The sequence below is a fragment of the Achromobacter sp. 77 genome (assembly GCF_020541125.1).
In the GTDB taxonomy this organism is placed as follows: Bacteria; Pseudomonadota; Gammaproteobacteria; order Burkholderiales; family Burkholderiaceae_B; genus Achromobacter; species Achromobacter mucicolens.
The window spans coordinates 3,914,566-3,941,485 of record NZ_CP059848.1 but is presented as its reverse complement, the minus strand read 5'-3'; the positions used below and the strand labels follow the sequence as shown (position 1 = coordinate 3,941,485).

General features: G+C 65.6%; 18 protein-coding genes. 13 read left to right on the top strand and 5 right to left on the bottom strand.

Translation table 11 applies throughout. The features are described 5' to 3' along the window. Nucleotides 1-12 precede the first annotated feature (12 nt). On the top strand, nt 13-1,584 hold the full coding sequence (locus H4P35_RS27275) for an SDR family oxidoreductase (protein ID WP_338129384.1): 1,572 nt from the start codon (nt 13-15) through the stop codon (nt 1,582-1,584). A 49-nt stretch (nt 1,585-1,633) separates the two neighbouring features. Here H4P35_RS27275 and H4P35_RS18145 read toward each other — a convergent pair whose 3' ends face one another. After that, nucleotides 1,634-2,449: a DUF2243 domain-containing protein gene (locus tag H4P35_RS18145; protein WP_226846424.1), complete on the bottom strand. Its 816-nt coding sequence runs from the start codon at nt 2,447-2,449 to the stop codon at nt 1,634-1,636. Between the two features lie 196 nt (nt 2,450-2,645). Here H4P35_RS18145 and H4P35_RS18140 point away from each other — a divergent pair, with 196 nt between their 5' ends. Then, nucleotides 2,646-3,815 (top strand): zinc-dependent alcohol dehydrogenase, encoded by a 1,170-nt coding sequence (locus H4P35_RS18140; protein WP_226846423.1) that lies wholly within the window; start codon nt 2,646-2,648, stop codon nt 3,813-3,815. A gap of 13 nt (nt 3,816-3,828) precedes the next feature. On the opposite strand, the gene H4P35_RS18135 is transcribed toward H4P35_RS18140, so the two are convergent. The 3 genes from H4P35_RS18135 to galU all read right to left on the bottom strand — a co-directional run bounded on the left by H4P35_RS18135 (nt 3,829) and on the right by galU (nt 6,152). Beyond that, complete coding sequence (locus H4P35_RS18135; protein WP_226846422.1) at nt 3,829-4,929, bottom strand: aromatic acid exporter family protein; 1,101 nt, start codon at nt 4,927-4,929, stop codon at nt 3,829-3,831. A gap of 133 nt (nt 4,930-5,062) precedes the next feature. Beyond that, nucleotides 5,063-5,278 carry a hypothetical protein gene (locus tag H4P35_RS18130; RefSeq protein ID WP_062842130.1) on the bottom strand — a complete coding sequence of 72 codons (216 nt, stop codon included), beginning with the start codon at nt 5,276-5,278 and terminating at the stop codon, nt 5,063-5,065. Between the two features lie 40 nt (nt 5,279-5,318). After that, nucleotides 5,319-6,152, bottom strand: a complete 834-nt coding sequence (galU, locus tag H4P35_RS18125; RefSeq protein ID WP_226846421.1) for a UTP--glucose-1-phosphate uridylyltransferase GalU — start codon at nt 6,150-6,152, stop codon at nt 5,319-5,321. A gap of 167 nt (nt 6,153-6,319) precedes the next feature. On the opposite strand from galU, the gene H4P35_RS18120 reads away from it, so the two are divergent. Continuing rightward, nucleotides 6,320-7,870 carry a PAS domain-containing sensor histidine kinase gene (locus H4P35_RS18120; RefSeq protein ID WP_226846420.1) on the top strand — a complete coding sequence of 517 codons (1,551 nt, stop codon included), beginning with the start codon at nt 6,320-6,322 and terminating at the stop codon, nt 7,868-7,870. Between the two features lie 25 nt (nt 7,871-7,895). Here H4P35_RS18120 and H4P35_RS18115 read toward each other — a convergent pair whose 3' ends face one another. Then, nucleotides 7,896-8,405: a DUF421 domain-containing protein gene (locus tag H4P35_RS18115; RefSeq protein WP_226846419.1), complete on the bottom strand. Its 510-nt coding sequence runs from the start codon at nt 8,403-8,405 to the stop codon at nt 7,896-7,898. A gap of 142 nt (nt 8,406-8,547) precedes the next feature. On the opposite strand from H4P35_RS18115, the gene nadE reads away from it, so the two are divergent. From nadE to H4P35_RS18065, 10 genes are all read left to right on the top strand, one after another. Beyond that, complete coding sequence (nadE, locus tag H4P35_RS18110; protein ID WP_226846418.1) at nt 8,548-9,387, top strand: ammonia-dependent NAD(+) synthetase; 840 nt, start codon at nt 8,548-8,550, stop codon at nt 9,385-9,387. Between the two features lie 71 nt (nt 9,388-9,458). After that, nucleotides 9,459-13,589: a CheR family methyltransferase gene (locus H4P35_RS18105; RefSeq protein ID WP_226846417.1), complete on the top strand. Its 4,131-nt coding sequence runs from the start codon at nt 9,459-9,461 to the stop codon at nt 13,587-13,589. Between the two features lie 836 nt (nt 13,590-14,425). After that, nucleotides 14,426-15,448, top strand: coding sequence for an efflux RND transporter periplasmic adaptor subunit (locus H4P35_RS18100; protein ID WP_233462084.1), 1,023 nt, complete (start codon nt 14,426-14,428; stop codon nt 15,446-15,448). An 11-nt stretch (nt 15,449-15,459) separates the two neighbouring features. Beyond that, on the top strand, nt 15,460-18,636 hold the full coding sequence (locus H4P35_RS18095; RefSeq protein WP_226846416.1) for a multidrug efflux RND transporter permease subunit: 3,177 nt from the start codon (nt 15,460-15,462) through the stop codon (nt 18,634-18,636). Continuing rightward, a complete protein-coding gene (locus tag H4P35_RS18090) occupies nt 18,633-20,168 on the top strand; it encodes an efflux transporter outer membrane subunit (protein ID WP_226846415.1) in 1,536 nt (511 codons plus the stop codon). Before H4P35_RS18095 ends, H4P35_RS18090 begins: the two co-directional genes overlap by 4 nt. Next, nucleotides 20,165-21,655, top strand: coding sequence for a carboxylesterase (locus H4P35_RS18085; RefSeq protein ID WP_056323354.1), 1,491 nt, complete (start codon nt 20,165-20,167; stop codon nt 21,653-21,655). Before H4P35_RS18090 ends, H4P35_RS18085 begins: the two co-directional genes overlap by 4 nt. Continuing rightward, nucleotides 21,652-22,638 (top strand): AI-2E family transporter, encoded by a 987-nt coding sequence (locus H4P35_RS18080; protein ID WP_056323357.1) that lies wholly within the window; start codon nt 21,652-21,654, stop codon nt 22,636-22,638. The genes H4P35_RS18085 and H4P35_RS18080 overlap by 4 nt, the downstream gene beginning before the upstream one ends. 73 nt (nt 22,639-22,711) lie before the next feature. Beyond that, nucleotides 22,712-24,133, top strand: a complete 1,422-nt coding sequence (locus tag H4P35_RS18075; protein ID WP_226846414.1) for a basic amino acid/polyamine antiporter — start codon at nt 22,712-22,714, stop codon at nt 24,131-24,133. A gap of 16 nt (nt 24,134-24,149) precedes the next feature. Beyond that, complete coding sequence (gene arcA / locus H4P35_RS18070) at nt 24,150-25,391, top strand: arginine deiminase (protein ID WP_056323362.1); 1,242 nt, start codon at nt 24,150-24,152, stop codon at nt 25,389-25,391. A gap of 83 nt (nt 25,392-25,474) precedes the next feature. Beyond that, nucleotides 25,475-26,905 carry a basic amino acid/polyamine antiporter gene (locus H4P35_RS18065; RefSeq protein ID WP_223576324.1) on the top strand — a complete coding sequence of 477 codons (1,431 nt, stop codon included), beginning with the start codon at nt 25,475-25,477 and terminating at the stop codon, nt 26,903-26,905. The last annotated feature ends 15 nt before the right edge of the window (nt 26,906-26,920 follow it).

Genomic DNA, 26,920 nt, shown 5'->3' with positions numbered 1-26,920 from the left:
TAAGGAATGCTCATGAACCCATGGCTCACCGCTTTGCGCGAGGGCGCAGTCAGCGGCTCTGCCGCCAGCGTGCTTTCAACACTTGTCCTGGCTGCCGCGGGACGCAGGCAGGCCGCAAGTTGGACTGCACCGACGAATTCGACAAGCCATTGGGTGTGGGGAAGCCCGGCGCTGCATGCCGATGCGCCCAGCTGGCGGCATACCGCCACCGGCTATGCAATCCACCATACGGCGGCGGTGTTCTGGGGCGTGCTGCATGCGCGGGCCACGCAGGCGATGCCCGCCACGTATCGGCCGGGACCGGGCGTCGTGGCCGGGTTGACTGCGGCGGCAATTGCATGCCTGGTGGATTACCGGGCGACGCCGCAACGCCTGACGCCCGGTTTCGAGCACCGGCTTGGTACGTGGGCGCTTGCGCTGGTGTATGGGGCGTTCGGGCTGGGGATGGCGCTGGGATCGCTGGCGTGGCGCGCTCAGGAGCAACGGCGCCCGGCTGGGGCCGACGGCGCCGCATATGCGGCGCGAATCAGGAATGGAGATTGCTGGCCCCGCCGCCAGCGCGATTCTCGCGTTGCCAATCGGGAGCACTCAATGAAACTCAAACTGAAACCGCTACGCGACCAGGTGATGGTCATCACGGGCGCGAGCAGCGGCATTGGCGCCGCAACGGCCAGGATGGCCGCCGAGCGCGGCGCCAAGGTGGTGCTGGTCGCACGCCAGGAAGAGGCGCTGAAGGCCGTGCTGGACGACATTGTGCGTGGCGGCGGGTCCGCCATCAGCGTGGCCGCGGACGTGGGCGTGCAGGACGATCACGATCGCATCCTGGAGCGCGCGATCCAGAGCTATGGCCGCGTCGATACGTGGGTCAACAATGCGGGCGTGTCGATCTTCGGAAAGCTCGAATCGGTGCCGCTGGAAGATCAGCGAAAACTGTTCGACACGGATTACTGGGGCGTGGTCTACGGATCGATGGTGGCGGTGCGGCACCTGAAAAAATCCGGGGGCGCCCTGATCAACGTGGGCAGTGAAGTGTCGGAGCGCGCCGTGCCGTTGCAGGGCGCTTATTCCGCAGCCAAACATGCGGTCAAGGGCTTTACCGATGCGCTGCGCATGGAATTGCGCGAAGAAGGCGCTCCGGTTTCCGTCACGCTTATCAAGCCCGCGTCGATTGCCACCGGCTTTACGTCGCATGCGCGCAATTACATGGACGTGCAGCCGACGCTGCCGCCGCCGGTGTATGCGCCCGAAGCGGTCGCCGACGCCATCTTGCACGCGGCCGAGCATCCGGCTCGCGACCTGTATGTCGGAAGCGCGTCGCGCGCCATCTCGACGTTGGGCCAGAACATGCCGTCCCTGGCCGATCGCATGGCCGGGTGGCTGTTTCGCCAGCAACGCGGCGGCACGCCAGCTGGGGGCGGATCGGATTCGCTCTACGAAGGCGGCGGGTCGCATCCCGCGGAGCAGCAGGCAGGCCGCCGCAGCGTGTATACGAAGGTCGCCATGAACCAACCCAGCACGTCGCTTGTGGCGGCCGCGGTGGTGATCGGCGGGGCGGCGTGCTGGCTATTGCGCGCGCGCCGCTGACGGCAATGAGGGGGCATTGCTGACCGGCCGGCTGGGTCAACCGGACGCGTCAGCTCGAGGCTCCGGCCTTCAGCCATGCCGAACACCCCGCCGGCGCAACCGACCCGCTGACGTACATCGCGCCGGCTGCAAATAGGCGCAATTTTTGCGCGGTGGGGACGGCGGTCATGACCCAGACGGATCCTTGCGGATCCGACCAGACGATGCGGGCATCGGTTGCGGCCAGCGCCTGGAACATCTCGGCGGGGGACGCGCTCGGGCGCAGCGCGACCACCGTGGTGTCCGCGTCGGCACGCAAGGGAAAAAGGTTCAGCATCCCGCCCGCCAGCACCGCTGCCGCGAGCAGGCCGACGAGCGTTTTGCCGGTGCGGCCGGTGGGCGGCGGGCGGCGATGATTGCGGGTCTTCCAGCCGGCCAGCAGCGGCGCCAGGCCGAATACGACAAACCACGCGATGTCCCAGATGAGCGGCTGTTCCGCGTCCATCTTGATGCGGTGAATGCCGGTGATCCAGTGCGAGAGCAGCGCATCGATGATGTGCCAGCTGCCGAAGCCGATCCAGAAGTGGCCCCAGCGCGGGCGGATCGGCGTGCCCGGCGACGCGGCCGACCGGGCGCGGAACAACTCGATGAGCCCGGCGGCGGCGATGACGTACATGATGGCGTGAAAGACGCCATCGGCCGCGACCTGGGCGCCCAGCGACCCCAGCGGTCCAACCTGCACGTTCGATAGCAGGTGGTGCCATTGCAAGATCTGATGCAGCAGGATGCCGTCAAAGAAGCCGCCCATGGCGAAACCCAGCAGAAAGCTGGCGCGCCGCAGACGGCGAGGGGCGGCAGGGTCAACAGGTGTGCGGACGAGTTCCATGGCGTTTTCCTTGAATGGCATCGCAAGCGCGCCGTCGCGGCGCGGTCCGCATGTCCTGTTCCCATCTGCGCCAAGGCGAAGATCCGCACGGAGTTGGTCGGCGCAGGGGCGGCTGCCGGGGTGTGGATCGGCGACGGCATGGCAGTTGCTGCGCCAGGCCTGATCGCGTGTTGCGGTCACGTCAAAGGAGATTCCAATGAAAGCACTTTGCTGGCACGGCAAACACGACATCCGCTACGACACGGTGCCCGATCCGATCCTCGAGCATCCGCGCGACGCGATCATCAAGGTGAGCGCGTGCGCGATATGCGGGTCGGACCTGCATCTGTTCGATGGGTTCATGCCCGGCATGAAGTCCGGGGACGTGATGGGTCACGAGTTCATGGGTGAGGTCGTGGACGTCGGCGCGCAGGCGCAGAACCTGAAGGTGGGGGACCGGGTTGTGATTCCGTTCACCATCACCTGCGGCGAATGCGACCAATGCAAGAAGGGCAACTTTTCGGTCTGCGAGCGCACGAACCGCAACGCGGACCAGGCGGCCAAGATGTTCGGGCATACGACGGCGGGGCTGTTCGGCTACACCCATCTGACCGGCGGCTATGCCGGCGGCCAGGCGGAATACGTGCGCGTGCCGTTTGCCGATTCGACGCATGTGCAGGTGCCCGACGCGCTGTCGGATGAACAGGTTCTTTTCCTCGGGGACATCCTGCCCACCGGGTGGCAGGCGGCCAAGCAGTGCGACATCGAACCGACCGACACCGTCGCCGTGTGGGGCGGCGGACCCGTGGGCCAGATGGCGATCCAGAGCGCGATCCTGTTGGGCGCGCGCCAGGTGATCTGCATCGAATCCGTGCCGGAGCGGCTGAAGATGGCGCGCGACTGCGGCGCGGTCACGATCAACTTCCAGGACGAGGATGTGGTTGAGCGGCTAAAGGAGCTGACCCACGGCAAGGGCCCGGAGAAATGCATCGACGCGGTCGGCATGGAGTCTCACGCCAGCAGCTCGATGGAGCACCTTTACGACCGGGTGAAGCAGGCAGTGGGCGCCGAGACCGACCGGCCGCACGTGCTGCGCGAGATGATATATGTGTGCCGGCCCGCCGGCATCCTGTCGGTCCCCGGCGTCTACGGGGGAATGATCGACAAGATTCCGTTTGGCGCGTCGATGAACAAGGGACTGACTTGGCGCATGGGCCAGACCCACGTGCGGCGCTGGTCGGACGAGCTGCTCGACCTGATTGTGCAGGGCAGGATCGATCCGTCGTTTGTCATCACGCACCGCGCAAAGCTTGAGGCCGGACCCGATATGTACAAGACCTTCCGAGACAAGGAGGATCGGTGCATCAAGGTGGTGCTCACGCCTTGACGCCTGGCGCGCGTCAGGCCCCGGCCTGGGATGGGGTCTGTTGCGCGGCAGGCTGCACGGTGTCGCACAGGGCATCCAATTCCCGCGTGACCTCGTGCCAGGACCAGCGGATCAGATCCACCGCCACCCGTTCGTCACACGTGAAGCCGCCGCCGCTGGCGGCTTCCTGCACCACGGCGTCCAGCTGAGCAAATTGTTGACGGGTGCAGCACAGGGGCGCGTCGGCGCCCCGTTCACGAATGGCGCGCGCCAGGCCGTCGATTTGCCTTTGCGCTGCCTGCGCAACCGCATGCAGGGCAGGGCCCAGACGGCGTGAGACGTTCTCGGTGACTTGCACGCCGCCAACGCGCTCCATCAGCGGGACGGTAAGCCATAACTCCTCGATCCGGTCCTGCAGTCGCTGCGCCTGCGTGTCGCGGCCCACAAAATCGATCGGCAGCGATCGGGACTGGCGTGCCATGTCGATCGCCCGCCAGTGCGCGCGTTCCAGTGCGGGCTTGTCGCGCGGCCGCGGGCGTTCTCGGCCTTCGTTCAGGGCGGCGGCCCATTCGACCAGCAATTCCCCGTACAGCTGCAACGAGGCGGCAAGGTTGTACCGCATGCTGTGACGGGCCGATAGCGGCAGCACGGCAAAGGCGGCCAGGATGCCGGCGGCCGAGCCCACGACGATCGCAAGTGTCTTGTTGACGGCGCCTGCAACGAGGTCGGCGTCCGGGGTCACGGTCAGGATGGTCGCCGTGACGAGACTGTAGTTCAAGGAGGGCCAGCGTATCGTCAGGCAAGCGGCGGTGCCTACACCGACGACGATGCTCCATGGCGCCGGCAGGCTGGTGACCGCGGCAAGTGGCACGAGGGCAATGCCCAGCGCCACCCCGATCATTGCGCCCAGGATGCGCGCGGCTGCTTCGCCGACCGTGCCCTCCACCGTGGCCCGCACCACAAATAGCGCGGAAAAGGCGCCCCATGCCAGATCCGGCATCTGCTGCCACCGCATCCAGCCATAGGCCAGCAAGACGGCGGTAATGGTTTGCAGGGGTAGGCGGACATTGTCCTGTCCGATCGCGTCGCGATAGGCGGCGGCGCGTTTGAGAAATTGGGCGTAAAGAGGAAACATCTGAACTTTGGCCAACTGTGCGCAGATCAGGCGTCTGCGTCGGCCGGAAACGGAAGGAAGATGGCGTCGCGATGGCCCAAGAAACCGCAGCGCCTATGCGCGGTGGTCTCCTGGGCAGGGCGGTCAGGTATGGTCAGGACTCGGATTTCTTGGGGCGTCCGTACGGATCCTTGCCCGCGGGCGCCTGGGACCCGCCGGCGGGGTACCCCGAATTGGTGTCGGGGTTCTGATTGACGTCCCCTGTGGGCGGACCGTCCTCGGTTGGTTGACCCGTGTAGCCGGTCTCTGCGCGATCCACGTGAGGCGACGGCGGCGGATTGGGGGGCGGGGCGGGTTTCGAATCGGTCATGAGGTAGCTTCCTTTGTAAAGATTGGAGCGCGCCGCGCTTTCAACCCAGGTTGTGATACTTGCGTCCGATTTCCATCGTGGCGCGATAAAAGCCTTCCTTGCTGCCGCAGTCGTAGCGCACGCCCTCGTATTCGAACCCGAAGACGTTTCGGGCCTTGAGCAGGGCGGCGATGCCGTCGGTCAGCTGGATTTCGCCGCCCACGCCCGCCTGGGTGCTCTCTAGCAGCGCGAAGATTTCGGGCTCCAGGATGTAGCGCCCGACGACCGCCAGGTCGGTCGGCGCGTCCTCGGGCTTGGGCTTTTCCACGATGCCCGTCAGACTCATCACGCCGTGCGCCTTGCGGCTGCCGGAGACGATCCCGTACTGGTGGGTGTTGGCTTTGGGCACCTGCTGGATCGCCAGGACGCTGCCGTCGAACTCCCGGGCTACCTTCGCCATTTCGCCGATGACGGGGGCATCCGCGTCTATCATGTCGTCCGCCAGCAGCACGGCAAACGGTTCGTTGCCTACAATGGGCGCCGCGCAGAGCACCGCATGGCCCAGCCCCAGGGCAGCCGGCTGGCGGGTGTACACGCATTTGACGTTGTCCGGAATGACGTTGCGGACGGTTTCCAGCAGGGCGTTCTTGTTTTTCGATTCCAGGTCGTATTCCAGTTCGGGCACGCGGTCGAAATGATCCTCGATGGCGCGCTTGTTTCGGCCGGTGACGAAAATCAGTTCCGTGATGCCCGCGGCGACCGCTTCCTCGACGGCATACTGGATTAGCGGCCGGTCCACGATGGGAAGCATCTCCTTGGGCATGGCCTTGGTGGCGGGAAGAAACCGCGTGCCGAGGCCCGCGACGGGAAATACAGCTTTACGAATGGGTTGCATTGCTAAGGCCCTCTATGCCCGGACGGCGCCAGGAATGCGCCGCCTACTGATCGCTGTTAGAGCAAATTTTGTGCCCGCGGGCTGGCGGCTGTAACAGAGTTTTCGGGATGGCACGCCGTTTGCTGACGGGGCTTGAGCATGAATAGACACGCAGGTGGGGACATTGCATGACTTCTTTACCGGATTTTCCGTCCGAGGATCGCTATCGTCTGCTGGTAGGGGCAGTACGGGACTACGCCATCTACCTTTTGGACGCCAACGGCCGCGTCAGCAGCTGGAATCCGGGCGCTGAACGTTTCAAGGGCTATGGCGCGGACGAGATCATCGGTCAGCACTTCTCCGTTTTTTACACGCCCGAGGACCGGAATGCCGGCGTACCGGAGCGCGCGCTGGAAACGGCACGGCGCGAGGGGCGCTTCGAGGCCGAGGGCTGGCGCATGCGCAAGGACGGCAGCAGGTTCTGGTGCAGCGTGGTGATCGACCCGGTCGTTGACGATCGCGGCGAACTGGTCGGCTTCGCGAAGATCACGCGCGACATTACCGAGCAGAAAGAGCGGCACGAGCAGCTCCAGGAAGCCCGCGATTCGATGCACCATGCCCAGCGCAACGAGGCCATTGGCCGGCTGACGGGGGGCGTGGCGCATGACTTCAACAATTTCCTGACGGCGATCCGGTTCTCCGCGGAATTCATCAAGCGCTATCCCGACCTGCCTGCTTCGCTGATGCGTTATGTGGGCATCATCATCGACACGACGGAAAAAGCGGCCCAGCTTACCCGGCAGCTGCTTGCCTACGCCAAGCGCCAGCCGCTGCAGCCGCACGCGTTCGACGTGCGCGATAGCCTGGCTTCGATGCGGCAGCTCTTCGAAACCACGGTGGGGTCGTCCGTGGCGGTCAGCTACGAGTTCGGGCCGGGCGACTGTACGATCTTCGCCGATCCCACCCAGCTTGAGTCGGCGCTGCTCAACCTGGTCATCAACGCGCGGGACGCGATGCCCTCGGGCGGCCAATTGAAGATATCGGCCCAGATCGTGCCCGACACCGCGACGCTGGGCGGCTTGGCGAGGCTCAATGGGCCGCAGGTGGCGCTGTCGGTGCAGGATTCCGGCGCCGGGATCGAGCCGGAGGTGCTGGCGCATGTCTTCGAACCCTTCTTCACGACCAAGGGCCAGCATGAAAACTCCGGCCTGGGGCTAAGCCAGGTGCAAGGCTTTGTCCGGCAATCGGGCGGCGACGTGACCGTCGACAGCACGGTAGGCACGGGCACGACGTTCACGCTTTACCTGCCGGCCGCCAAGGCGTCGGGCGCCACGGCCGAATCGCCCGTCTCCGGTGAGCTGGCCAACGTGCCGGTGCGCCGCGAGGTGCTGCTGGTGGAAGACAACCGCATGGTCGGTGAAGTGGTATCGGCATGGCTGGAAGAGCTGGGTCAACAGCTCACCTGGACCGTTGACGCCGAAAAGGCCCTGAAGGAACTTGAACAGCGCGACGGCGGGTTCGACCTGGCCATTCTTGACCTGGTGCTGCCCGGCATGAACGGCATGGATCTGGCCTATCGGATCCGGGAGCGCTGGCCCGGCATCCGAATCGTGCTGGCCAGCGGTTACAGCGAGGCGATGGCAGGGCCCCGGGCGCTGGGCTTTCCAGTCATGCAAAAGCCTTATTCCGTCGAAGCCCTGATGCAGGTGCTGACCGAGGACGCGCATACGATGCCCTGAGCGCCGGACGTTCGCCGCGGCCGGTCTACATCCGGCGAAAGCGGCTGTGCGCCCGGCGCCTGATGACGCTGATGTCCCCATCCGGCTCCATGTAGGCGCGTCGCACTTCGGACAGCTCAAGCACGCCCTTGAGCCGCAATTGGCTCATGAGTTCGTCTTCGGTCAGGTATTCACGCCGAAGTGCCCGTTTGGACACCACGCCATCCCGCACGAGACACACGCGATCCGACTCCAGCAGGCGGCCAAGGGGCTTGCAAAAATAGCTGACACGATCCACCAATACCGTCCAGCCGAGGATGGTGGAAATCAGCACCATCCCATCCAGGATGGACTTGTATTCACCGGCCATCGCATTTTGCGCGGCATCGGCAATCAGCACCAGCACCAGCATGTCGGCCACGCCCAGCGATCCGACATCACGCCGCCCGGCGAGCCTGAGCAGCACGAAGATGAACCAATAGACGATCGTCCCGCGGATGAAGATTTCCAGCGGGGCGACGGAAAACGTAAACATCGTCGACCAATCCGGGGCCATCGTGGCGCCTCCCAAAGCAAAACGCAGTCACCCGGCAAGGGCGAGCAAATGGCGTGCCCGCGCGCGTGCGCGAGGGCGCTGCGGTCCAGGCGGCCGGGCACACGGATTGCTGCGGGAACCGGCCAGAAGCAAAAGGAGTGAAATGCAACCCCAAAACACGGCATTGCGCCCGCAGGACCCCATCGCGCGCGAACTGGGCGTCACCAAGGATTTTGACGCGGCCGTCGAACTGGAAGCGCGGGTCGCATTCCTGGCCGATTACCTCGTCCGCTCGGGGCGCGCGGGCTATGTGCTGGGCATCAGCGGCGGGGTGGACTCCACGGTGGCGGCGCGAATGGCGCAGCTTGCCGTCGAGCGGGTGCGATCCCACGGCAGGCCGGCCACGTTTATCGCGGTGCGCCTGCCCTATGGCGAGCAGCGCGACGAGGAAGATGCGGCGCAGGCGCTGGACTTCATCGCACCCGACCGGCGCATGCGCATCGACATCAAGCCGGCGGTGGACGCGCAGCGCGAGGCGCTTCGCGCGGCGGGCCTGGCCTACGCGGACGAGGCGGCCGAGGACTTCGGCGCGGGCAACATCAAGGCCCGGCAGCGCATGATCGCGCAGTACGCGATTGCCGGTGCGCTGGATTGCCTGGTCATCGGCACGGACCAGGCGGCCGAGGCGTTGATGGGTTTCTTCACGAAACACGGGGATGGGGCGGCGGATGTGCTGCCGCTGCGTGGGCTGACCAAGCGGCGGGTCCGGGCGTTGGGAACGTTGCTTGGGGCGCCGGAGCGGCTGGTGCAAAAGGTGCCCACTGCCGACCTCGAGTCCTTGAGGCCGTTGCGCCCGGATGAGGACGCGTACGGCGTCACGTATGCCCAGATCGATGGATTTCTGGAAGGAGAGGAAATTGCGCCGGACGCCGTGGCGGTGATCGAGCGCCAGTTCAACGCCACCGCGCACAAGCGCGCACTGCCTCCGGGGCCTGCACCGTGACGTGAGGCCGCCGCGCTTTTCGCGACCTGTATCATTGCCGATACCCTTCAGCCCGTCACCACAGGCAAAAAATGTCCGATTCGCCGTCCGTTCCAAACAACAAGCCCGGCGTCGTCCGTAGTGACCTCAGCTTTCCTGTGGTCGGCCTGGGCGCCTCAGCTGGGGGGATCGACGCGCTTAAAACATTTTTTTCGCATATGCCGGCCAAGCCCGGCATGGCCTTCGTCGTGGTGGTGCACCTGTCCGCGGACCACGAAAGCGTCCTTGACAGGATTTTGCAGTCCAGCACCGCCATCCCGGTCGCGCAGGTCACCAAGCCGGTCCCGATCCAGCGTGATCACATCTATGTGATACCCCCGGGCGCGACGCTGGCGATGAACGACGGGTATCTGCGCGTGACCGCTGGCACGGCCAGACCGGAAGGCCGCCACATCGCCATCGACACGTTTTTCCGGACGTTGGCCGACGTGCACACAACGCGAGCGGTCGGCATCGTCCTGTCCGGCGGCGGATCGGACGGGTCGGTCGGCCTTGCCCGTATCAAGGAGCAGGGCGGCGTGACGTTCGCGCAGTCGCCCCAGGACGCCGAACACGACACCATGCCGCGAAGCGCGATCGCAACGGGCGCGGTGGACATCGTGCTGCCGGTGTCGATCATGCCGGATCGCCTCAGGAAAATCGCGGAGAACATGGGCAGCATCCACCTGCCGCCGCTGACCGAGGAGGAAGCCGCGGGCGCGGCCGACGCCGAGCAGGCGGCGGATGAGTCCAAGCACGATCGCAACACGTTGCGCGAGATCCTTGCCTTGCTGCGCGCCCGCACGGCGCACGACTTTCGTCACTACAAGAAAGCCACGGTGCTGCGCCGGATCGAGCGCCGCATGCAGATCACGGGCACCGCGACCCTGGCGGACTATGGAAAGCTGCTTCAGGAACGCAGCGACGAAACCCCCAAGCTGCTATCCGACATGCTGATCGGCGTGACGCAGTTCTTCCGTGACCGGGACGCCTTCGCCAATCTGGATGAATTCGTGCTGCCCAAGCTGTTCAAGGCACTCAGTCATGCGCCGGATTCCGCGTTGCGCGCATGGGTGGCGGGTTGTTCGACGGGCGAAGAGGCGTATTCGCTCGCCATGTTGATGAGCGCGCGGGCTGCGGCGATGCCTCAGCCGCCCAGGATCCAGATCTTTGCCACCGACATCGACGAAACGGCGCTGACGGTGGGCCGGGCGGCGGCATATCCCATGGCGATCAAGGCCGATGTGCCCGAGGCAATGCTGCAAAGCTTCTTCAGCCGCAAGGACGACGAATACCGCATCAAGAAAGACGTGCGCGAGCGTGTTCTGTTTGCCGTGCACAACATCCTGCGCGACCCGCCTTTTTCGCGGCTGGATCTGGTCAGCTGCCGCAATCTGCTGATCTACCTGGATCGCGAGGTGCAACGCGATGTGCTGCGCATGTTCCATTTTGCGTTGAAACCGGGCGGCTTCCTTTTTCTGGGCAGCTCCGAATCGGCCGATGCGTGCCCGCAGCTGTTCCAGGTGGTGGACAAGCGCTATCGCATCTACGCCGCGCGCGAGACCCCGGCGCAGCTGAGCGGCATGCCCGAACTGACGGACGGCGGCTTCAGTCACGTGCGGCCCATCCACGCCTCCACCGCGCCGGTGCGTGAGACCAAGGTGTCGTACGCCGCGGTGCACCAGCGCGCGCTTGAAATGTACGCGCCACCCAGCGTCATCGTCGATGCCAACAGCGACATCGTGCATATCTCGGACCGCGCAGGCCGTTTCCTGCGCCATCCGGGCGGCGAGCCCTCCCGGAATCTCCCGGCGTCGGTGCATCCCGAACTTCGCACCGAACTGCGCACGGCAATGTTCCAGGCGCTGCATTCGCGCAAGAGCGTTGAGGCGCGACGGGTCAAGATGACCTTCGGAGACCGCCAGGCCTACATCAACATGGTGGTGCGGCCGTTCCGGCACGAGGAGTCCGCCAGCGACTACATGCTGGTGCTGTTCGACGAAGTCGAAGACGTCATGAGCGCCGATGGCAGCCAGGGCCCGACGAGTGGCTCTGCCGCCGTGCTGACACAGCTGGAGGCAGAGCTGCAGCGCACCAAGGATCAGTTGCAGGCCACCATCGAGCAGGCCGAGACCTCGACGGAGGAACTGAAGGCCTCCAACGAGGAGCTGCAGGCCATCAACGAAGAGCTGCGTTCGACCACCGAAGAGCTGGAAACCGGCAAGGAAGAACTGCAGTCCGTCAACGAAGAGCTTATTACCGTCAATGCGGAACTCAAGACCAAGGTCGACGAAACCGCCAAGATCAATGACGACTTGCAGAACCTGATCGCGTCCACCGACATCGCCACGGTGTTCGTGGACCGCATGATGCGCATTCAGTGGTTCACGCCGCGCGCCTCCGATATCTTCAATGTGATTCCCAGCGACGCCGGCCGTTCGGTGCTGGACATCACGCATCGGCTGGAATATCCGGACCTGGCCAAGGATGCCGCGGGCGTGTTCGAATCGCTGCGGCCGCTTGAGCGTGAGGTGCGCAGCGCCACCGACCGTTGGTATCTGGCGCGGCTGCTGCCCTACCGCAGTGCCGAACACCGCATCGAAGGCGCGGTCCTGACGTTCATCGACATCACCGACCGGCGCAAGGCGGAAGACCGGGTTCGTCTGGGCGAAGCCCACCTGAAGCTGATGACGGAAAGCGCCCGCGACTTCGGCATCATGACGCTGGATAACCAGGGCATCATCACCAACTGGAACATCGGCGCCGAGCTGATGTTCGGATACACCAGCGCCGAAGCCGAAGGCAAGTCGATATCCATCATCTTCACCGACGAGGACATTGCCGCCGGCCGGCCGGAATACGAACTCGATCGTGCCCGGCAGATCGGTTACGCGCCGGACGAGCGGTGGCACAAGCGCAAGGATGGCAGCCTGGTGTACTGCACCGGGGGCGTGAACCGCATGGACGACCCGGTCTATCAAGGGTTCGCGAAGATCGTGCGCGACGTGACGGAACTGAAGCTGCGCGATGCCGAGCAGGAATCGCGGCTGGATCGCGCGCGTGCCGACAGCATGCTCAAGGACGAATTCTTCGCGGTCGTGTCGCACGAACTCAAGCACCCGCTCAATCTGATTCAGCTCAATGCCGAGCTGCTGGCCCGCGCGCCAGCCGTGCGCAACCTGGCGCCGGCAGCGCGTGCCATCGATCTGATCCAGCGGTCGGTCAGGGGCCAGGCCCGCATCATCGACGACCTGCTGGACCTGTCGCGCGTGCGCACGGGAAAGCTGGCGCTGAACAAATCGATCATCGACGTCGTGGCCATCGCGAAAAATATCCTCGATGTGCTCAGGCCCGCCGCCGCCGCCGCCGGCGTCGACCTGCGCGCGGACTTCGATCCCGCCCTGGCGATCTACCTGGATGCCGACCCCGTGCGCATCGAGCAGGTGATCTGGAATCTGCTGAACAACGGGATCAAGTTCACACCGGAAGGAGGGCGGGTCGCGCTCAAGCTCGCCGTTCAAGACAACCGGTTGAGGCTGGACGTGGCCGATACGGGCCAGGGCATCGACCCGATGTTTGTCGGCCGGGTCTTCGACATGTTCAGCCAGGGTGACGTGCGTCAGAAGGCCGGCACCAGCCCCGGGCTGGGTATCGGACTTGCGGTCGTCAGTGAACTGGTCGGCGCCCATGGAGGCACGATCGAGGTGCACTCGGACGGCCTGGGCGCCGGCGCCCAGTTCACGGTGTGGCTGGACCTGGCCGGCGCGCGCGAAGAACAGGACGCGCCCCAAACCAATGGCGACATGCCGCTCGACGGGTTGAATGTCCTGCTGGTCGACGATTCCGAGGACGTCCTGCAGGTCATGCGCGAACTGCTGGATCTGGAAGGGGCCATCGTGACGGCCGTCTCCAGCGGCCACGAGGCCTTGGAACGGCTGGATCAGTCCCCGTTCGATCTGCTGCTGTCGGACATCGGCATGCCCGACATGGACGGCTATGCGCTGATGCGGGCCATCCGCCAGCGGGAGGACGGCGTCGCTCTGCCGTCCATCGCGCTTACCGGGTTTGGCGCCAAGGAAGACATGCGAGAAGCCGTCAGTGCCGGCTTTTCGGCGCACATCAGCAAGCCCGTGTCGTTGGACGATCTGCTGGAAGTCGTGCGCAAGATTCGTCCGCGCAGCTGAACGTTGCCGGCGGCCGCGCGCAGCGGCTGCCGCGCCTCCCACCGCCGCGAAGTTTCAATTAGTGCCAATTTTCCGCTTCTGGAAATAATTACCTTGCATTGGCGTAAGGCGTGATTGCGCCTGTTTTGGGCTGCGCGCAAAACAGGCCGCGGAAATTCGCATATTTGCGACCACCAATCCGGGCACGCATGCGCCAAGGTTTCGCTGCAAGGCGTGAAAAATGCTGCCATGCGGTCGATTGACACCATCGAGAAAAGCTTGCGCTAAGTGCCGCCGCTACTTAAGCTGTCCCGAAACGCCGCGCCCCAGCAGGTAACGTGCCAGCGCCGGTAAGCGGATCGCAGCGCAATGTCCGCAGAATGACCACGCAACACTTTGTCAGCCAGTTTCCCTTGTCCCGGACATAAAGGATCCTTGTGCGAAAGTCGATGGTCTTGTTGGTATCACGATGCGGCCGGCGCACGCCTGGCACGTATCGGCCTTGCCCAGTTGGGCAGGTTCTTCCTGGATCGGATGTTTCCCGATCGGGCCCTCCTCCCTTTTCCGGCGCCGTCTTCCCTTTGCGCCGCGTCGCGCCCGTAATCCACAAAAAATACGCTGAACCGGCGCACCCGCCGCGCCATTGAGCTGTCCGAGCTGGGCCCTTTCCACCGGTGGGGGGAGAGGGAAGTGGGACCTTGAGTCCGACCGCCTGGGAGTAGGGGATGATGCAAGCGAGCAGCAATGTCCGTCGTGTCGTGTTGTATGCGTTGAGTGCTTGGACGATGGTGTTGGCGGGGTGTGGGGACCGGAACGATGCGGCTGCCGTCCCCCTGGCGCCAGTAAAGGTTTTCGTGATGACCGTGGGGAGCCAGCCGGTCGATCTGAACGTGGATCTGCCGGGCCGGATCGAACCCATCCGCACGGCCGAAGTGCGGGCGCGCGTGGATGGCATCGTTGAGAAGCTGCTGTACACCGAGGGCAGCGACGTAGAGGCCGGCGACCCGCTGTTCCAGATCGACCCGAGCGACTACAAGGCGCAGCTGGCGCAGGCCAATGCCATGCTGCAGCGCGCGCAGGCCGTGCAGAAGAATGCGCGCTCGGTCACCGACCGGTTCCGTCCGCTGGTGCAGCGCCAGGCGGTCAGCGCACAGGAGTACGAGGCGGCGCTCGCCGCCCTGGGCCAGGCGCAGGCCAATGTCGCCGATGCGCAGGCCGCGGTCACGCTGGCGCAGTTGCGCCTGGACCGTTGCACGGTCAGGGCGCCCATCGCGGGGCGGGTGGGACGCGCGCTGGTCACGGAAGGGGCGCTGGTCAGCGCATCGGGCGCAACGCTGCTTGCGCAGGTCAACCAGCTTTCGCCGATCAGCGCCACGTTCACCAAATCCAACACCGCCATCATGGACCTGACCGACTACGCGCGCTCGGGCGCGCTGGCCACGGCGGGCAACACATTTCCGGTGCGTCTCATGCTGGCCAATGGCCGCGAGTTCGGCGAGACGGGCGTCGTCGACTTTGCGGACCTGAGCGTGGACCGGACGACCGGCGCTCAGACCATACGTGCCCGCTTTGACAACGCCAAGCGGGAACTGCTGCCGGGCCAGTTCGTGACCGGGCAGATCCTGGTGGGCGTGCGCAAGGAGGGCATCCTGATCCCGGCGCGGGCCGCGCGGTTGAACGGCGACACGGCCACCGTGTTCGTCATCGGGCCGGGCGACACGGCGGTGCCTAAACAAATCCAGGTCGGCGAGCAGGTCGCCGGCAACTGGCTGGTGCGTAGCGGCCTTGAACCCGGAGAGCGGGTGGTGGTGGACGGCTGGCACAGAATCAGGCCCGGTCAGCAGGTCGATCCAGTCGAACAGCAAGCCGCGAAACCCTGACGGAGCCGGCCATGGGTTCATTCTTCGTGTTGCGGCCGGTATTCGCCTGGGTAGTGGCGCTTTTCGTCCTGTTGTTCGGCCTGATCTCGGTGGTGCTGCTGCCCGTCGAGCAGTACCCGAACATCGCGCCGCCGTCGATCACCATTCAGGCGACCTTCCGGGGCGCCGATACCACCACCATCGATCGCACCGTCACCTCCATCATCGAGGAGGAAATGAACGGGGTCGACAACTTCCTGTACATGGCGTCGGTCAGCCGCGCCAACGGCACGGCGCAGATTACGGTGACGCTGGAGCCCGGCACGGATTTGGACGTGGCGCGCAGCCAGGTGCAGGACCGCCTGAGCCGGGTCGAGCCGCGGCTGCCGCAAGAGGTGCGCCAGTTGGGCGTGGCCGTGACCAAGGCGTCATCCGGCTTCCTGATGCTGCTGGCATTGCAGTCCGAAAGCGGCAACGTCAGCGCCGTCGAGATGGGCAATTTCGCGTCCAACAACATCCTGAATGAGCTGCGCCGCATCCGTGGCGTGGGCGATGTGCAGCTGTTTGGCTCGTCTTACGCCATGCGGATCTGGCTGGATGAGCGCAAGCTGGCGAGTTTTCAGATGTCGGCCAGCGACGCGATGCGCGCGGTGCAGGAGCAGAACGCGCAGACGATCGGCGGTTCGCTGGGCGACCTGCCGCTGGCGCGCGGCGCGGACTTCAACGCGCAGATCGTCGCGCAGAGCCGTTTCTCCACGCCCGAGCAGTTCCGCCAGGTCATCTTGCGCGTGAACAACGACGGCTCGCTCGTGCGGTTGGGCGACGTGGCGCGGGTGGAGCTGGGCAACGAAAGCTACAACTTCCGCCTCAGCGTCAACGGCAAGGAGGCCGCCGGCATCGCCATCCAGCTGGCCAATGACGCGAATGCGCTGGATGTCGCGCGCCAGGTCCGCCAGCGCATGACGGAGCTGGAATCGGTCTTTCCGGCGGGCGTCGGCTGGACGGTGCCGTTCGACACCACGCCCTTCATCACGACCTCGATCAGTTCGGTGCTGGTCACCATGGTGGAGGCGCTGCTGCTGGTCACGGCAATGGTGTTCCTGTTCCTGCAAAGCTGGCGCAGCACGCTGATCCCGACGCTGATCGTGCCGATTGCGCTGATCGGCACCTGCGCGGGCCTGTTCCTGTTTGGCGCATCCATCAACCTGCTGTCGCTGTTTGGCATGGTGGTGGCGATCGGGGTGTTGAACGACGACGCGATCGTGGTGTCCGAGAATGTCGCCCGCATCATGCAGGACGAAAAGCTCTCCGCGCCGGAAGCCACGCGCAAGGCGGTCGGCCAGGTATGGGGGCCGATCATCGCCAGCACGCTGGTGCTGGTGGCGGTGTTCGTGCCGATGGCGATGTTTCCCGGGTCCAGCGGCGCGATCTACCGCCAGTTCTCCATCACCCTGTCGGTCGCCATCGTCGTGTCCACCGTGCTGGCGCTGTCGCTGGGCGCCGCGTTGTGCGCAACGCTGCTCAAGCTGCCGGACGGCAAACCGCCGAAGGGACGGGTGTCCAAGGCCAAGCAATGGGTGTTCGACAAGTTCAACGCGGGCTTTGACGCCATGACGCGCCAGTACGTGCGGGCGGTCGAGCACATGCTGGTGCGGCCGCTGCGCTGGATGCTGATCTTCCTGGGCGTGTGCGGCCTGACGATCTTTCTGTTCTCGCGCTTGCCGGGCGGCTACCTGCCGCTGGAAGACCAGGGCTATTTCTTCGTGTCGTACACCGGCGCGCCCGGCACCACGGCCGACCAGACCGAGGTGGCCGTGCAACAGGCCGAAAGCCTGCTGCGTGAGCAGCCTGCCGTGCGCAACGTGGCGTCGGTGGTCGGGTTCAACTTCTTCGGCCAGGGGCAGACGGCCGCGCTGTCGTTCGTGGACCTGTACCCGTGGAGCGAGCGCACGGATCGCAGCAAGGCGGTCGATGCGCTGGTCGGGCGCAGCAACCTGGCCTTCCGCCAGATCCCCCAGGCGATGATCTTTGCGCTGAATCCGCCGCCGATCCCGTCGATGGGCAACGCGTCGGGCTTTTCCATGAAAGTGCAGGACCGCACGGCGCAGGGCGGCGCGGGTCTTGCCGCCACGGGCGCGGCGATGATCGCGGCCGCCGCCGCCAGTCCGCTGCTGACCGGCGTGCGGCTGGACGGCATGCCGCCGGGACCGCGGTTGTATGTCGAGATCGACCGCGTGCATGCCCGCGCGCTGGGGTTGCAGGTGGCGCAGGTCAACCAGGCGCTGACGCTGGCGTTCGGCTCGAACTACGTCAACGACTTCCTGCACGATGGCTCGGTGCAGCGGGTGTTCATCCAGGCTGAGGCCGATCAGCGCATGCAGCCGCAGGACATCGCCGCCTTGCAGTTGCCGAACAACCGGGGCGAGATGGTGCCGTTCTCGGCGTTTTCGCGAATGCGCTGGATCGACGGTCCGCAGCAGCTGGAACGCTACAACGGCTTTCCCTCCATCACGATCTCGGGCGAGGCCGCCGCCGGCCGCTCCAGCGGCGTGGCACTGGCCGAAATGGAGGCCATCGCCGCGCGGGTCCTGCCGCAAGGGATCACCTACGAGTGGACGGGGACGGCGTACGAGGAACAGCAGGCGGGCAACCAGGTGGCGTTGCTGCTGGCCCTGTCGCTGGTCGTGGTGTTCCTGCTGCTGTCCGCGCTATACGAAAGCTGGTCCGTGCCGGTGTCGGTGCTGCTGATCCTGCCCTTCGGCATCCTGGGCGCCGCCGCGTTCACGTTGGGGCGCGGCATGTCGGCGGACATTTACTTCAACATCGGGCTGGTGACCATCATCGGGCTGGCCGCCAAGAACGGCATCCTGATCGTGGAGTTCGCGCTGAAGGAGGAGCTTGAAGGCCGCGACCGCAAGGAAGCGGTGGTCGACGCGGCCCGCCAGCGCCTGCGTCCCATCATCATGACCAGCGTCACGTTCGTGCTGGGCATGCTGCCGCTGGTGCTGGCGACCGGCGCGGGCGCCGCCAGCCGGCAGGCGGTGGGCACCAGCGTGATGGGCAGCATGCTGACTGCCACGCTGTTCGGGGTGTTCTTCACGCCACTTTTCTACATGGTGGCGCGGCGCTGGTCCGGGCCCCGGAAACCTGCGCCCAAGCCTGGCGATAGCGGTCCGGCCAAGGCCGAAGAGCGGGGAGAGAATCCATGACCCCCGCCCGCATTGCCGCCGCCGCGCTGCTTATCGGTGGGCTGTCCGCGTGCAATTTTGCGCCCGAGCACCGCCGGCCCGAAGTGGCCACGCCCGCCATGTTCCCGGGCGAGGTCCCCCCGGATGCCAAGGCGGCGCAGGACGTGACCTGGGAGCAGTTCTTTGGCGATGCGCAGCTCAAGCGCCTGATTGCACGGTCGCTGGAGCTGAACCAGGACCTGGCAGCGGCCACGGCCCGGATCGAGCAGGCCCGCGCTTTCTACCGCATCGAGCGCGCCAATCAGCTGCCGCAACTGGACGCCGGCGCGGCGGCGTCGCGCAACCAGCAGCCGCTGACCGTGCTGGACCCGGCGCTGGCCGGGTCAAGGCAGACCGTGCAATTCAATCAGTTCAACGCGCAGGTGATGGTCTCGTCGTTTGAGCTGGACTTCTGGGGGCGGGTGCGCAATATGACCGCCTCGGCATTGCAGCAATACCTGGCGACGGTGGAAGGCCGGCGCGCGTTCCGCCTGTCGCTGATCGCGAACGTGGCCTCGACCTATTACGACGCCCAGGCGGGCGAAGAGGGCATCGCGCTGGCGCAGCGCACGGTGGAGACGCGCAGCTATGCGCTTCGCGTGGCCAAGGACCGCCTGGACGCCGGCGTCACGTCGCGCGTCGACTTCGAGCAGTCCGCCATCCTGCTGACCCAGGCGCAGACCCAGCTAGCCGAATGGCAGCGCGCCACGGCGGGGCATTGGAACCGGCTTTGGGTGCTGGTCGGCGAAGACCTGCAGCACGAGATGGCCGCTGGCCAGCCCATCGAGGCCGCGGGGCAGTTTGATGCGCTTAGCCCCGGATTGCCGTCTTCGCTGCTGGTGGTCAGGCCGGACATCCGGCAGGCGGAAAACCGCCTGCGCAGCGCCAATGCCAACATCGGCGCGGCGCGCGCGGCACTCTTTCCGCGCATTGCGCTGACCGGATCGCTGGGCTACGCGTCCACCGAGCTGTCGGACCTGTTCTCATCGCCCAGCCAGATCTGGAACATCGGCGCGGGGATCGGGTGGCCGATCTTCGACTACGGGCAGCGGCGGGCGGCGGTGGACCTGGCCACGGCGCAGCGCGACGAGCTGGTCGCCAACTACCGCAAGACGGTGCAGACCGCGTTCAGCGAAGTGGCGACCGCGCTGGAAAACCGCAAGCGATTCCAGGAACAGGTCACCGCGCAGGAGACGGCGATCCAGGCGCAGCGCCGGCTGGCTGAAACCGCCGAGTTGCGCTACATGAACGGCATCTCCATCTATCTGGAAGTCGTCGATGCGCGGCGCGGCCTGTTCAACGCGGAGCAGCAGATGCTGACGCTGCGGGCCTCGCAATTGCAGAACGGCGTGTCGCTGTACGTGGCGCTGGGCGGCGGGGACGAGCAGCCGGAAGTGGTCATGGCGGACGCGCCGCCCGCGGCGGGCGATCCCGCCGCGGGATCGCCGGCCCCCACGTCCACGCCCGTACTGCCGGCGGGGACAGGTTCTTCCCCCTCGGGAGCCGCGCAGTGAACACCGGCAAGCCCACCGACGCCGTCCAGCGCCCGCGGTGGCGCCGGCTGCGCAAGGCCTTGTTCATCGTGGCCGGGGTGGCGTTGCTGATCGTCTTCACGCTCATGGGCGTGCGCCTGTACGACATCCAGCAGGGGCCGCCGCTGGCGGCGTGGCACACGTATGTGCCGCAGGAACTGGACGCCGAGCGGCTGGACCGCAGCACCTGGGACGATTACCTGGCGCATGAGGATCAGCTTTTTGCGCTGGTCAGGCAGAACGTGGGCGACAAGCTGCTGCCCGAGGACAAGGTGGACAGCAACCGCTATTTCGCGGACGCGAAGGTGTACCCCGAGCATTTCGCGCATGACTGGAACCGGTCGTTCATGCTGCTGCCGGCGGGTGAACCGCGGGGCGTGGCCGTGCTGCTGCATGGCCTGACCGATTCGCCCTACAGCCTGCGTCACGTCGCCGCCCATTACCAATCCGTCGGCTACGTGGCGATCGCCATCCGGATGCCGGGCCACGGCACGGTGCCCGGCGGGCTGACGGATGCGCATTGGGAAGACTGGGCGGCGGCCACGCGCCTGGCCGTGCGCGAAGCCCGCCGCCGCGTGCCGGCGCCCAAACCGCTGCACATGGTGGGCTTTTCCAACGGCGGGGCGTTGGCGCTGATGCACGCGCTGGATGCGCTGGACAACCCCAAGCTCGACAAGCCCGACCGCCTGGTGCTGATCTCGCCGATGGTCGGCATCACGTCGTTCGCGCGCTTCGCGGGCTTGGCGGGCCTGCCGGCCATCCTGCCTGCGTTTGCCAAGGCCGCGTGGCTGAGCATCGTGCCGGAGTTCAATCCCTTCAAGTACAACTCGTTCCCGGTCCACGCGGCCCGCCAGTCGTTCGAGCTGACGCAGACGCTGCAGGACAGGCTGGTCGCGCAGCAGCGCGCGGGCGGCCTGGAACGGTTGCCGCCCATCATCACGTTCCACTCCGTGCTGGATTTCACCGTCAGCACGCGCGCGCTGATCAACGCGCTGTATGCGCGGCTGCCGGCCAACGGCAGCGACCTGGTGCTGTTCGACCTGAACCGGGCCACCAAGCTTGGGCCGCTGTTCCGGCGCGGTGTGGCCTGGCAGCTGGCGGGCACGTTGCCCGGCGAAAAGCGCAACTATCGCCTGACGCTCGTCACCAACGCCAGCCCCACGTCCAGCGCCATGATCGAGCGCGTCATTGAGCCGAACGCCACTGCCGTCGTGGAACGGGCCATCGGCATGGACTATCCGCGCGAGGTCTATTCGCTGTCGCACGTGGCACTGCCGTTCCCGACCGACGACGCGCTGTACGGCACGCATCCGGACAACATCGAAGAATTTGGCATCAGCCTGGGCGCCATGTCCATGCGCGGCGAAGTCGGCGCCTTCGTGATCGGCATGGACACGCTGACCCGGCTGACCTCCAATCCGTTCTATGCCTATCTGGTCAAGCGCGTTGATGGGGTGATACCACGATGACGTCCTTCGCAATGTCCGGCATCTTTGCCCTCCTGCTACTCGGCCTGCTGTATCTGGCCAGCCCGATCTTCGTGCCGTTGGCGTTTGCGTTGTTCGTCATCTGCCTGGTTGCGCCGCTGCGCCAGTACCTGGGCCGCAGGATGCCGGCGCCGCTGGCCGCGATCCTTGCGCTGGTGGTCACGGTGGTCGTGTCGGTGGTGTTCCTGTCGCTGGCGGCCTGGGGCTTCAGCCTGGTCGCGCAGTGGGTCATGGCCAACGCCGCGCGCTTTCAGCGTCTGTTCACGCTCGAGACCGAAACGCTGCACCCGCATGGGGCGATGGCGATCCAGATGTTCCAGGACAGCTTCAACGTGTCGTGGCTGGTGCGGGCGATCCAGGAGGTGGCGCTGCGGATCAACAGCATGCTGGGCATGATCTTCATCGCCTTTGTTTTCATTGCGCTGGGGCTGTTCGAGCTGGACGAGGCGCCGGCGCGGCTGATCCGCCTGCTGGGAGAAGCCCGGGCGCAGCGCTGGATGGCGATCGGGCGCGAGGTTGCCGCCAAGCTGCGCTGGTACATGGTGATCCGCACGATCGCAAGCGTGCTGACGGGCGTGACGGTCTGGCTGTTTGCGATCTATGCCGGCCTGGAACTGGCGACCGCCTGGGGCGGGCTCGCCTTCCTGCTCAATTACATCCCCTTCCTCGGGCCGCTGGTGGCGACGGTGTTTCCCGCGTTCTTCGCGTTCGTGCAGGTGGGATCGCTGCAGACCAGCATTGCGGTGCTCGTCGTCCTGAACTGCATCCAGATCGTCTACGGCTGCTATCTGGAACCCAGGCTTGCCGGCAGCGCGTTTGCGCTGTCGCCGCTGATGGTGATGTTTGCTGTTTTTTTCTGGGGGTTTGTGTGGGGCATTCCGGGCACGTTCATTGGCGTGCCCCTACTTATCACGATGACCACCGTGTACGGCGCAGGCCGCAGTTCACGCGTTGCCCGCAGCTGAGCCGGCCGGTCCGGGCCACACCCGGAAAATCGGCCGACCCGCTCACGTCTTTGCTCATTACTGGAGGTGCATGATGGAAAGCAGTACTCCCAAGAAGCTTGGATTGCTTGCCTTGACCGGCATGGTGGTGGGGTCGATGATCGGCGCCGGGATCTTCTCGCTGCCCAGGACCTTTGGCGGGGCGACGGGCGTCGTCGGCGCGGTGATCGCGTGGATCATTGCGGGGGCGGGCATGTACACGCTGGCGCGCGTGTTCCAGGCGCTGGCCGAGCGCAAGCCCGACATGGACGCGGGCGTCTTTGCGTACGCCAAGGCGGGCTTCGGCAACTATATGGGCTTTCTGTCCGCGTTTGGCTACTGGATCGGCAGTTGCATCGGCAACGTGTCGTACTGGGTGCTGATCAAGTCCACGCTCGGCGCCTTCTTTCCCGTTTTCGGCGACGGCAATACGGTCATCGCCATCGCGGTGGCATCGGTGGGGATCTGGCTGTTTCACTTCATGATCCTGCGCGGCGTGCAGCAGGCGGCGTTCATCAACGCGGTCGTAACGGTCGCCAAGATCATTCCGATCCTGGTGTTCATCGTCGTGCTGTTCGTGGCGTTCAAGGTCGACCTGTTCCGCATCAACTTCTGGGGCGAAATGAGCGGCTACAGCCTGTTCGAGCAGGTGCGAAGAACCATGCTGGTGACCGTCTTCGTATTTCTGGGGATCGAGGGCGCAAGCGTGTACTCGCGGTTCGCGTCCAAGCGCTCGGACGTGGGGGTGGCCACGCTGATCGGCTTTGTGACGGCGCTGCTGCTGATGGTGCTGGTGTCGCTGCTGCCCTATGCGGTCATGCAGCAGAGCGACATCGCCGGACTGCGCCAGCCGTCGATGGCCGGCGTGCTGGAATCGGTGGTGGGTCCGTGGGGCGCGGTGTTCGTCAGCGTGGGCCTGTTGATCTCGGTGCTGGGCGCCTATCTGGCCTGGTCGCTGATCTGCGCGGAAGTGATGCACGCGGCTTCCAAGAACGAAGACATGCCGCGCGCGTTCGCCCGCGAGAACAAGAACGGCGTGCCGGTCGTGGCCCTGTGGGTGACCAACATCATCGTGCAGCTGTTCGTCATCAGCACGTACTGGTCCCGCGACGCCTTTGCGCTGATGCTGAGCCTGACCAGCGCGATGTCGTTGATTCCCTACCTGCTGGTCGCCGGCTTCGGCTGGCAGCTTGCCAAGCGCGGCGAGACGTATGTCGACGGCAAGGACCGCAAGCGCGACCTGACGCTTGCCAGCATCGCGGCCGTCTACACGGTGTTCATGATTCTCGCCGGCGGATTGAAATTCCTGCTGCTGTCGGCGCTGTTGTACGCGCCCGGGTCTGTCCTGTACTTCTGGGCCCGGCGCGAGCAGGGCAGGTCGTTCTTCACTGGTTGGGAGTTGGTCGTATTCATCGTGGCATGCGTCGGAGCTCTGGCCGCCATTGTCGGCCTGATCTACGGCTGGATCGCCATTTAACGTCTGGGAGCTAGTCATGGCTGATACCGAGGAATTTGGAGTCCATTCAGAAGTCGGGCAATTGCGCACGGTGATGGTCTGCGCGCCAGGACGCGCCCACGAAAGATTGACGCCCTCCAATTGCGATGCGTTGCTGTTCGACGACGTCATGTGGGTCGACAACGCCAAGCGGGACCATTTCGACTTCATGACCAAGATGCGGGACCGCGGCGTGGACGTGCTGGAAATGCACAACCTGCTGGCCGAAACGGTCGCGATACCCGAAGCAAAGAAGTGGATCCTGGACAACCAGGTCGTGGCGAACCAGGTCGGGCTGGGATTGCTCGATGAGATTCGCAGCTACCTGGACGGGCTGGCGCCGCGCAAGCTGGCCGAGACGCTGATCGGGGGGCTGTCGACCGACGAGTTTCCCGAGTCGGTGGGCGGCGAACAGCTCATGCTGATCAAGGAGGCCGCAGGCGTCACGGAATATCTGCTGCCGCCGCTGCCCAACACGCTGTACACGCGCGACACGACCTGCTGGATCTACGGCGGCGTGACGCTCAATCCGCTTTACTGGCCCGCGCGGCACGAAGAGACGATCCTGACGTCGTCCATCTACAAGTTCCATCCGCGCTTTGCCGGCAAGGTGAACGTCTGGTGGGGCGATCCCACGGCCGACCACGGGCTGGCCACGCTGGAAGGCGGCGACGTCATGCCGATCGGCAACCGCACGGTGATGATCGGCATGAGCGAACGCACGTCGCGCCAGGCCATCAGCCAGCTGGCGGCCACGCTCTTTGCCAAGAACGCGGCCGACCGGGTGATCGTGGCTGCCATGCCCAAGCTGCGGGCGGCCATGCACCTGGATACCGTGCTGACCTTCGCGGACCGCGACTGCGTGCTGATGTATCCCGACATCGTCAACAACGTCCAGGCGTTCTCGTACCGGCCGGGCAACACCCCGGGCTCGCTGGAGCTGCACAAGGACAAGGGCTCGCTGGTGGACGTGATCGGCGAGGCGTTGGGCGTCAAGAAGATGCGCGTGGTCGAGACGGGCGGCAACGCTTATGTCCGCGAGCGCACGCAGTGGGACAGCGGCGCCAACCTGGTCTGCATCTCGCCCGGGGTGGTGCTGGCCTATGACCGGAACGTCTACACCAACACGCTGCTGCGCAAGGCGGGCATCGAGGTCATCACCTTCGTCGGCGCGGAACTGGGCCGGGGCCGCGGCGGCGGGCATTGCATGACGTGCCCGATCTCGCGGGATGCCGCCTAGCGAGGGATCGGCGCGCGCGGCCGTCCCGGCGGGGGACGGCCGCGCGGGCAGGGCAAGCACTGGGTCTTTTTCAGGAGAAGATCGTGAGCGGGGAAACTGCCAAACTTTCTCGCATGGCGCTTGCCGCCATGGTGGTGGGCTCGATGGTGGGGGCGGGGATCTTTTCGCTGCCCAGCGTGTTTGCGCGCAATACCGGTCCGGTGGGCGGCTTGGTGGCCTGGGCCATTGCCGGCACGGGCATGTTGACGCTGGCGATGGTCTTCCAGTTCCTGGCGCGCCGGCGTCCCGATCTGGACACGGGCATCTTCGCGTACGCCAAGGCCGGCTTCGGGCTGTATCTGGGGTTTCTGGCGGCGCTGGGCTACTGGACGGCCGCCTGCCTGGGCAACGTCAGCTACTTCGTCATCTTCAAGGGCACGCTAGGCGCCGTGCTGCCATTCTTCGGCGACGGCGATACCGTGCCGGCCGTGCTGGTGTCTTCGGTGCTGTTGTGGTCCACCCATTTCCTGATCCTGCGCGGCATCCGTCAGGCCGCCGGCATGAACACGGTCGTCACCATCGCCAAGGTCGTCCCGATCGCGATCTTCATCGTCTTTGCCGCCTTTGCCGTCGACCTGGACGTGCTGCGCGCGAACATCGCCGAGGGGCTCAGCGGTGAAGGCAAGGGCAGTCTTTTCGAGCAGGTGCGCAACACGATGCTGGTCACGGTGTTCGTGTTCCTGGGGGTGGAGGGCGCCAGCGTCTATTCGCGCTACGCCAAGCGGCGCGAGGACGTGGCGGTTGCGACCATTGTGGGTTTTCTGCTGGTGCTGGCGCTGTTGGTGATGGTGACGATGCTGTCGTACGGCGTGCTGCCGCGCGCGGAGATCGCGGCGCTGCGCAATCCGTCCATGGCGGGCGTGTTGCGCGCGGTGGTCGGGCCGTGGGGCAGCATGCTGGTCAGCGTGGGGCTGATGGTGTCGGTGGCGGGCGCCTATCTGGCGTGGATCCTGCTGGCGGCCGAAGTGCTGCGCGCCGCGGCCGGCGCGGGCATCATGCCGTCGTTCCTGGGCCGCGAAAACCGGCACGGCGTGCCGGCGGCCGCGCTCTGGCTCAGCAACGGCATCGTGCAGCTCTTTCTGATCGTCACACTCTTTACCGAAGACACCTTCGTGCTGCTCAAGAACATGGCCAGCTCGATGAGCCTGATGCCGTATTTCTTCGTGGCCGCGTTTGGGCTGATGCTGACCGTGCGCGGCGAAACCTATAACGGCTGGAGCGGGCGGCGCAAGGTCGAGCTGGCGCTGGCGGTGGCCGCTACGGTCTATGCGGCCGGGCTGGTGTACGCGGGCGGTTTCCGGTATTTCGTCCTGTCTTGCGTCATCTATGCGCCTGGCACGATCCTTTTTCTGATCTCCCGCCGGGAGCAGCGCGGCAACATCTTTGCCCCGTATGAATGGCCGATCCTGATTCTGGTGCTGGTGTCGTGCGGCATTGGCGTGTGGGCGATCAGCACGGGCAACACGGCGTTCTAGGGACGCGCGAAGGAG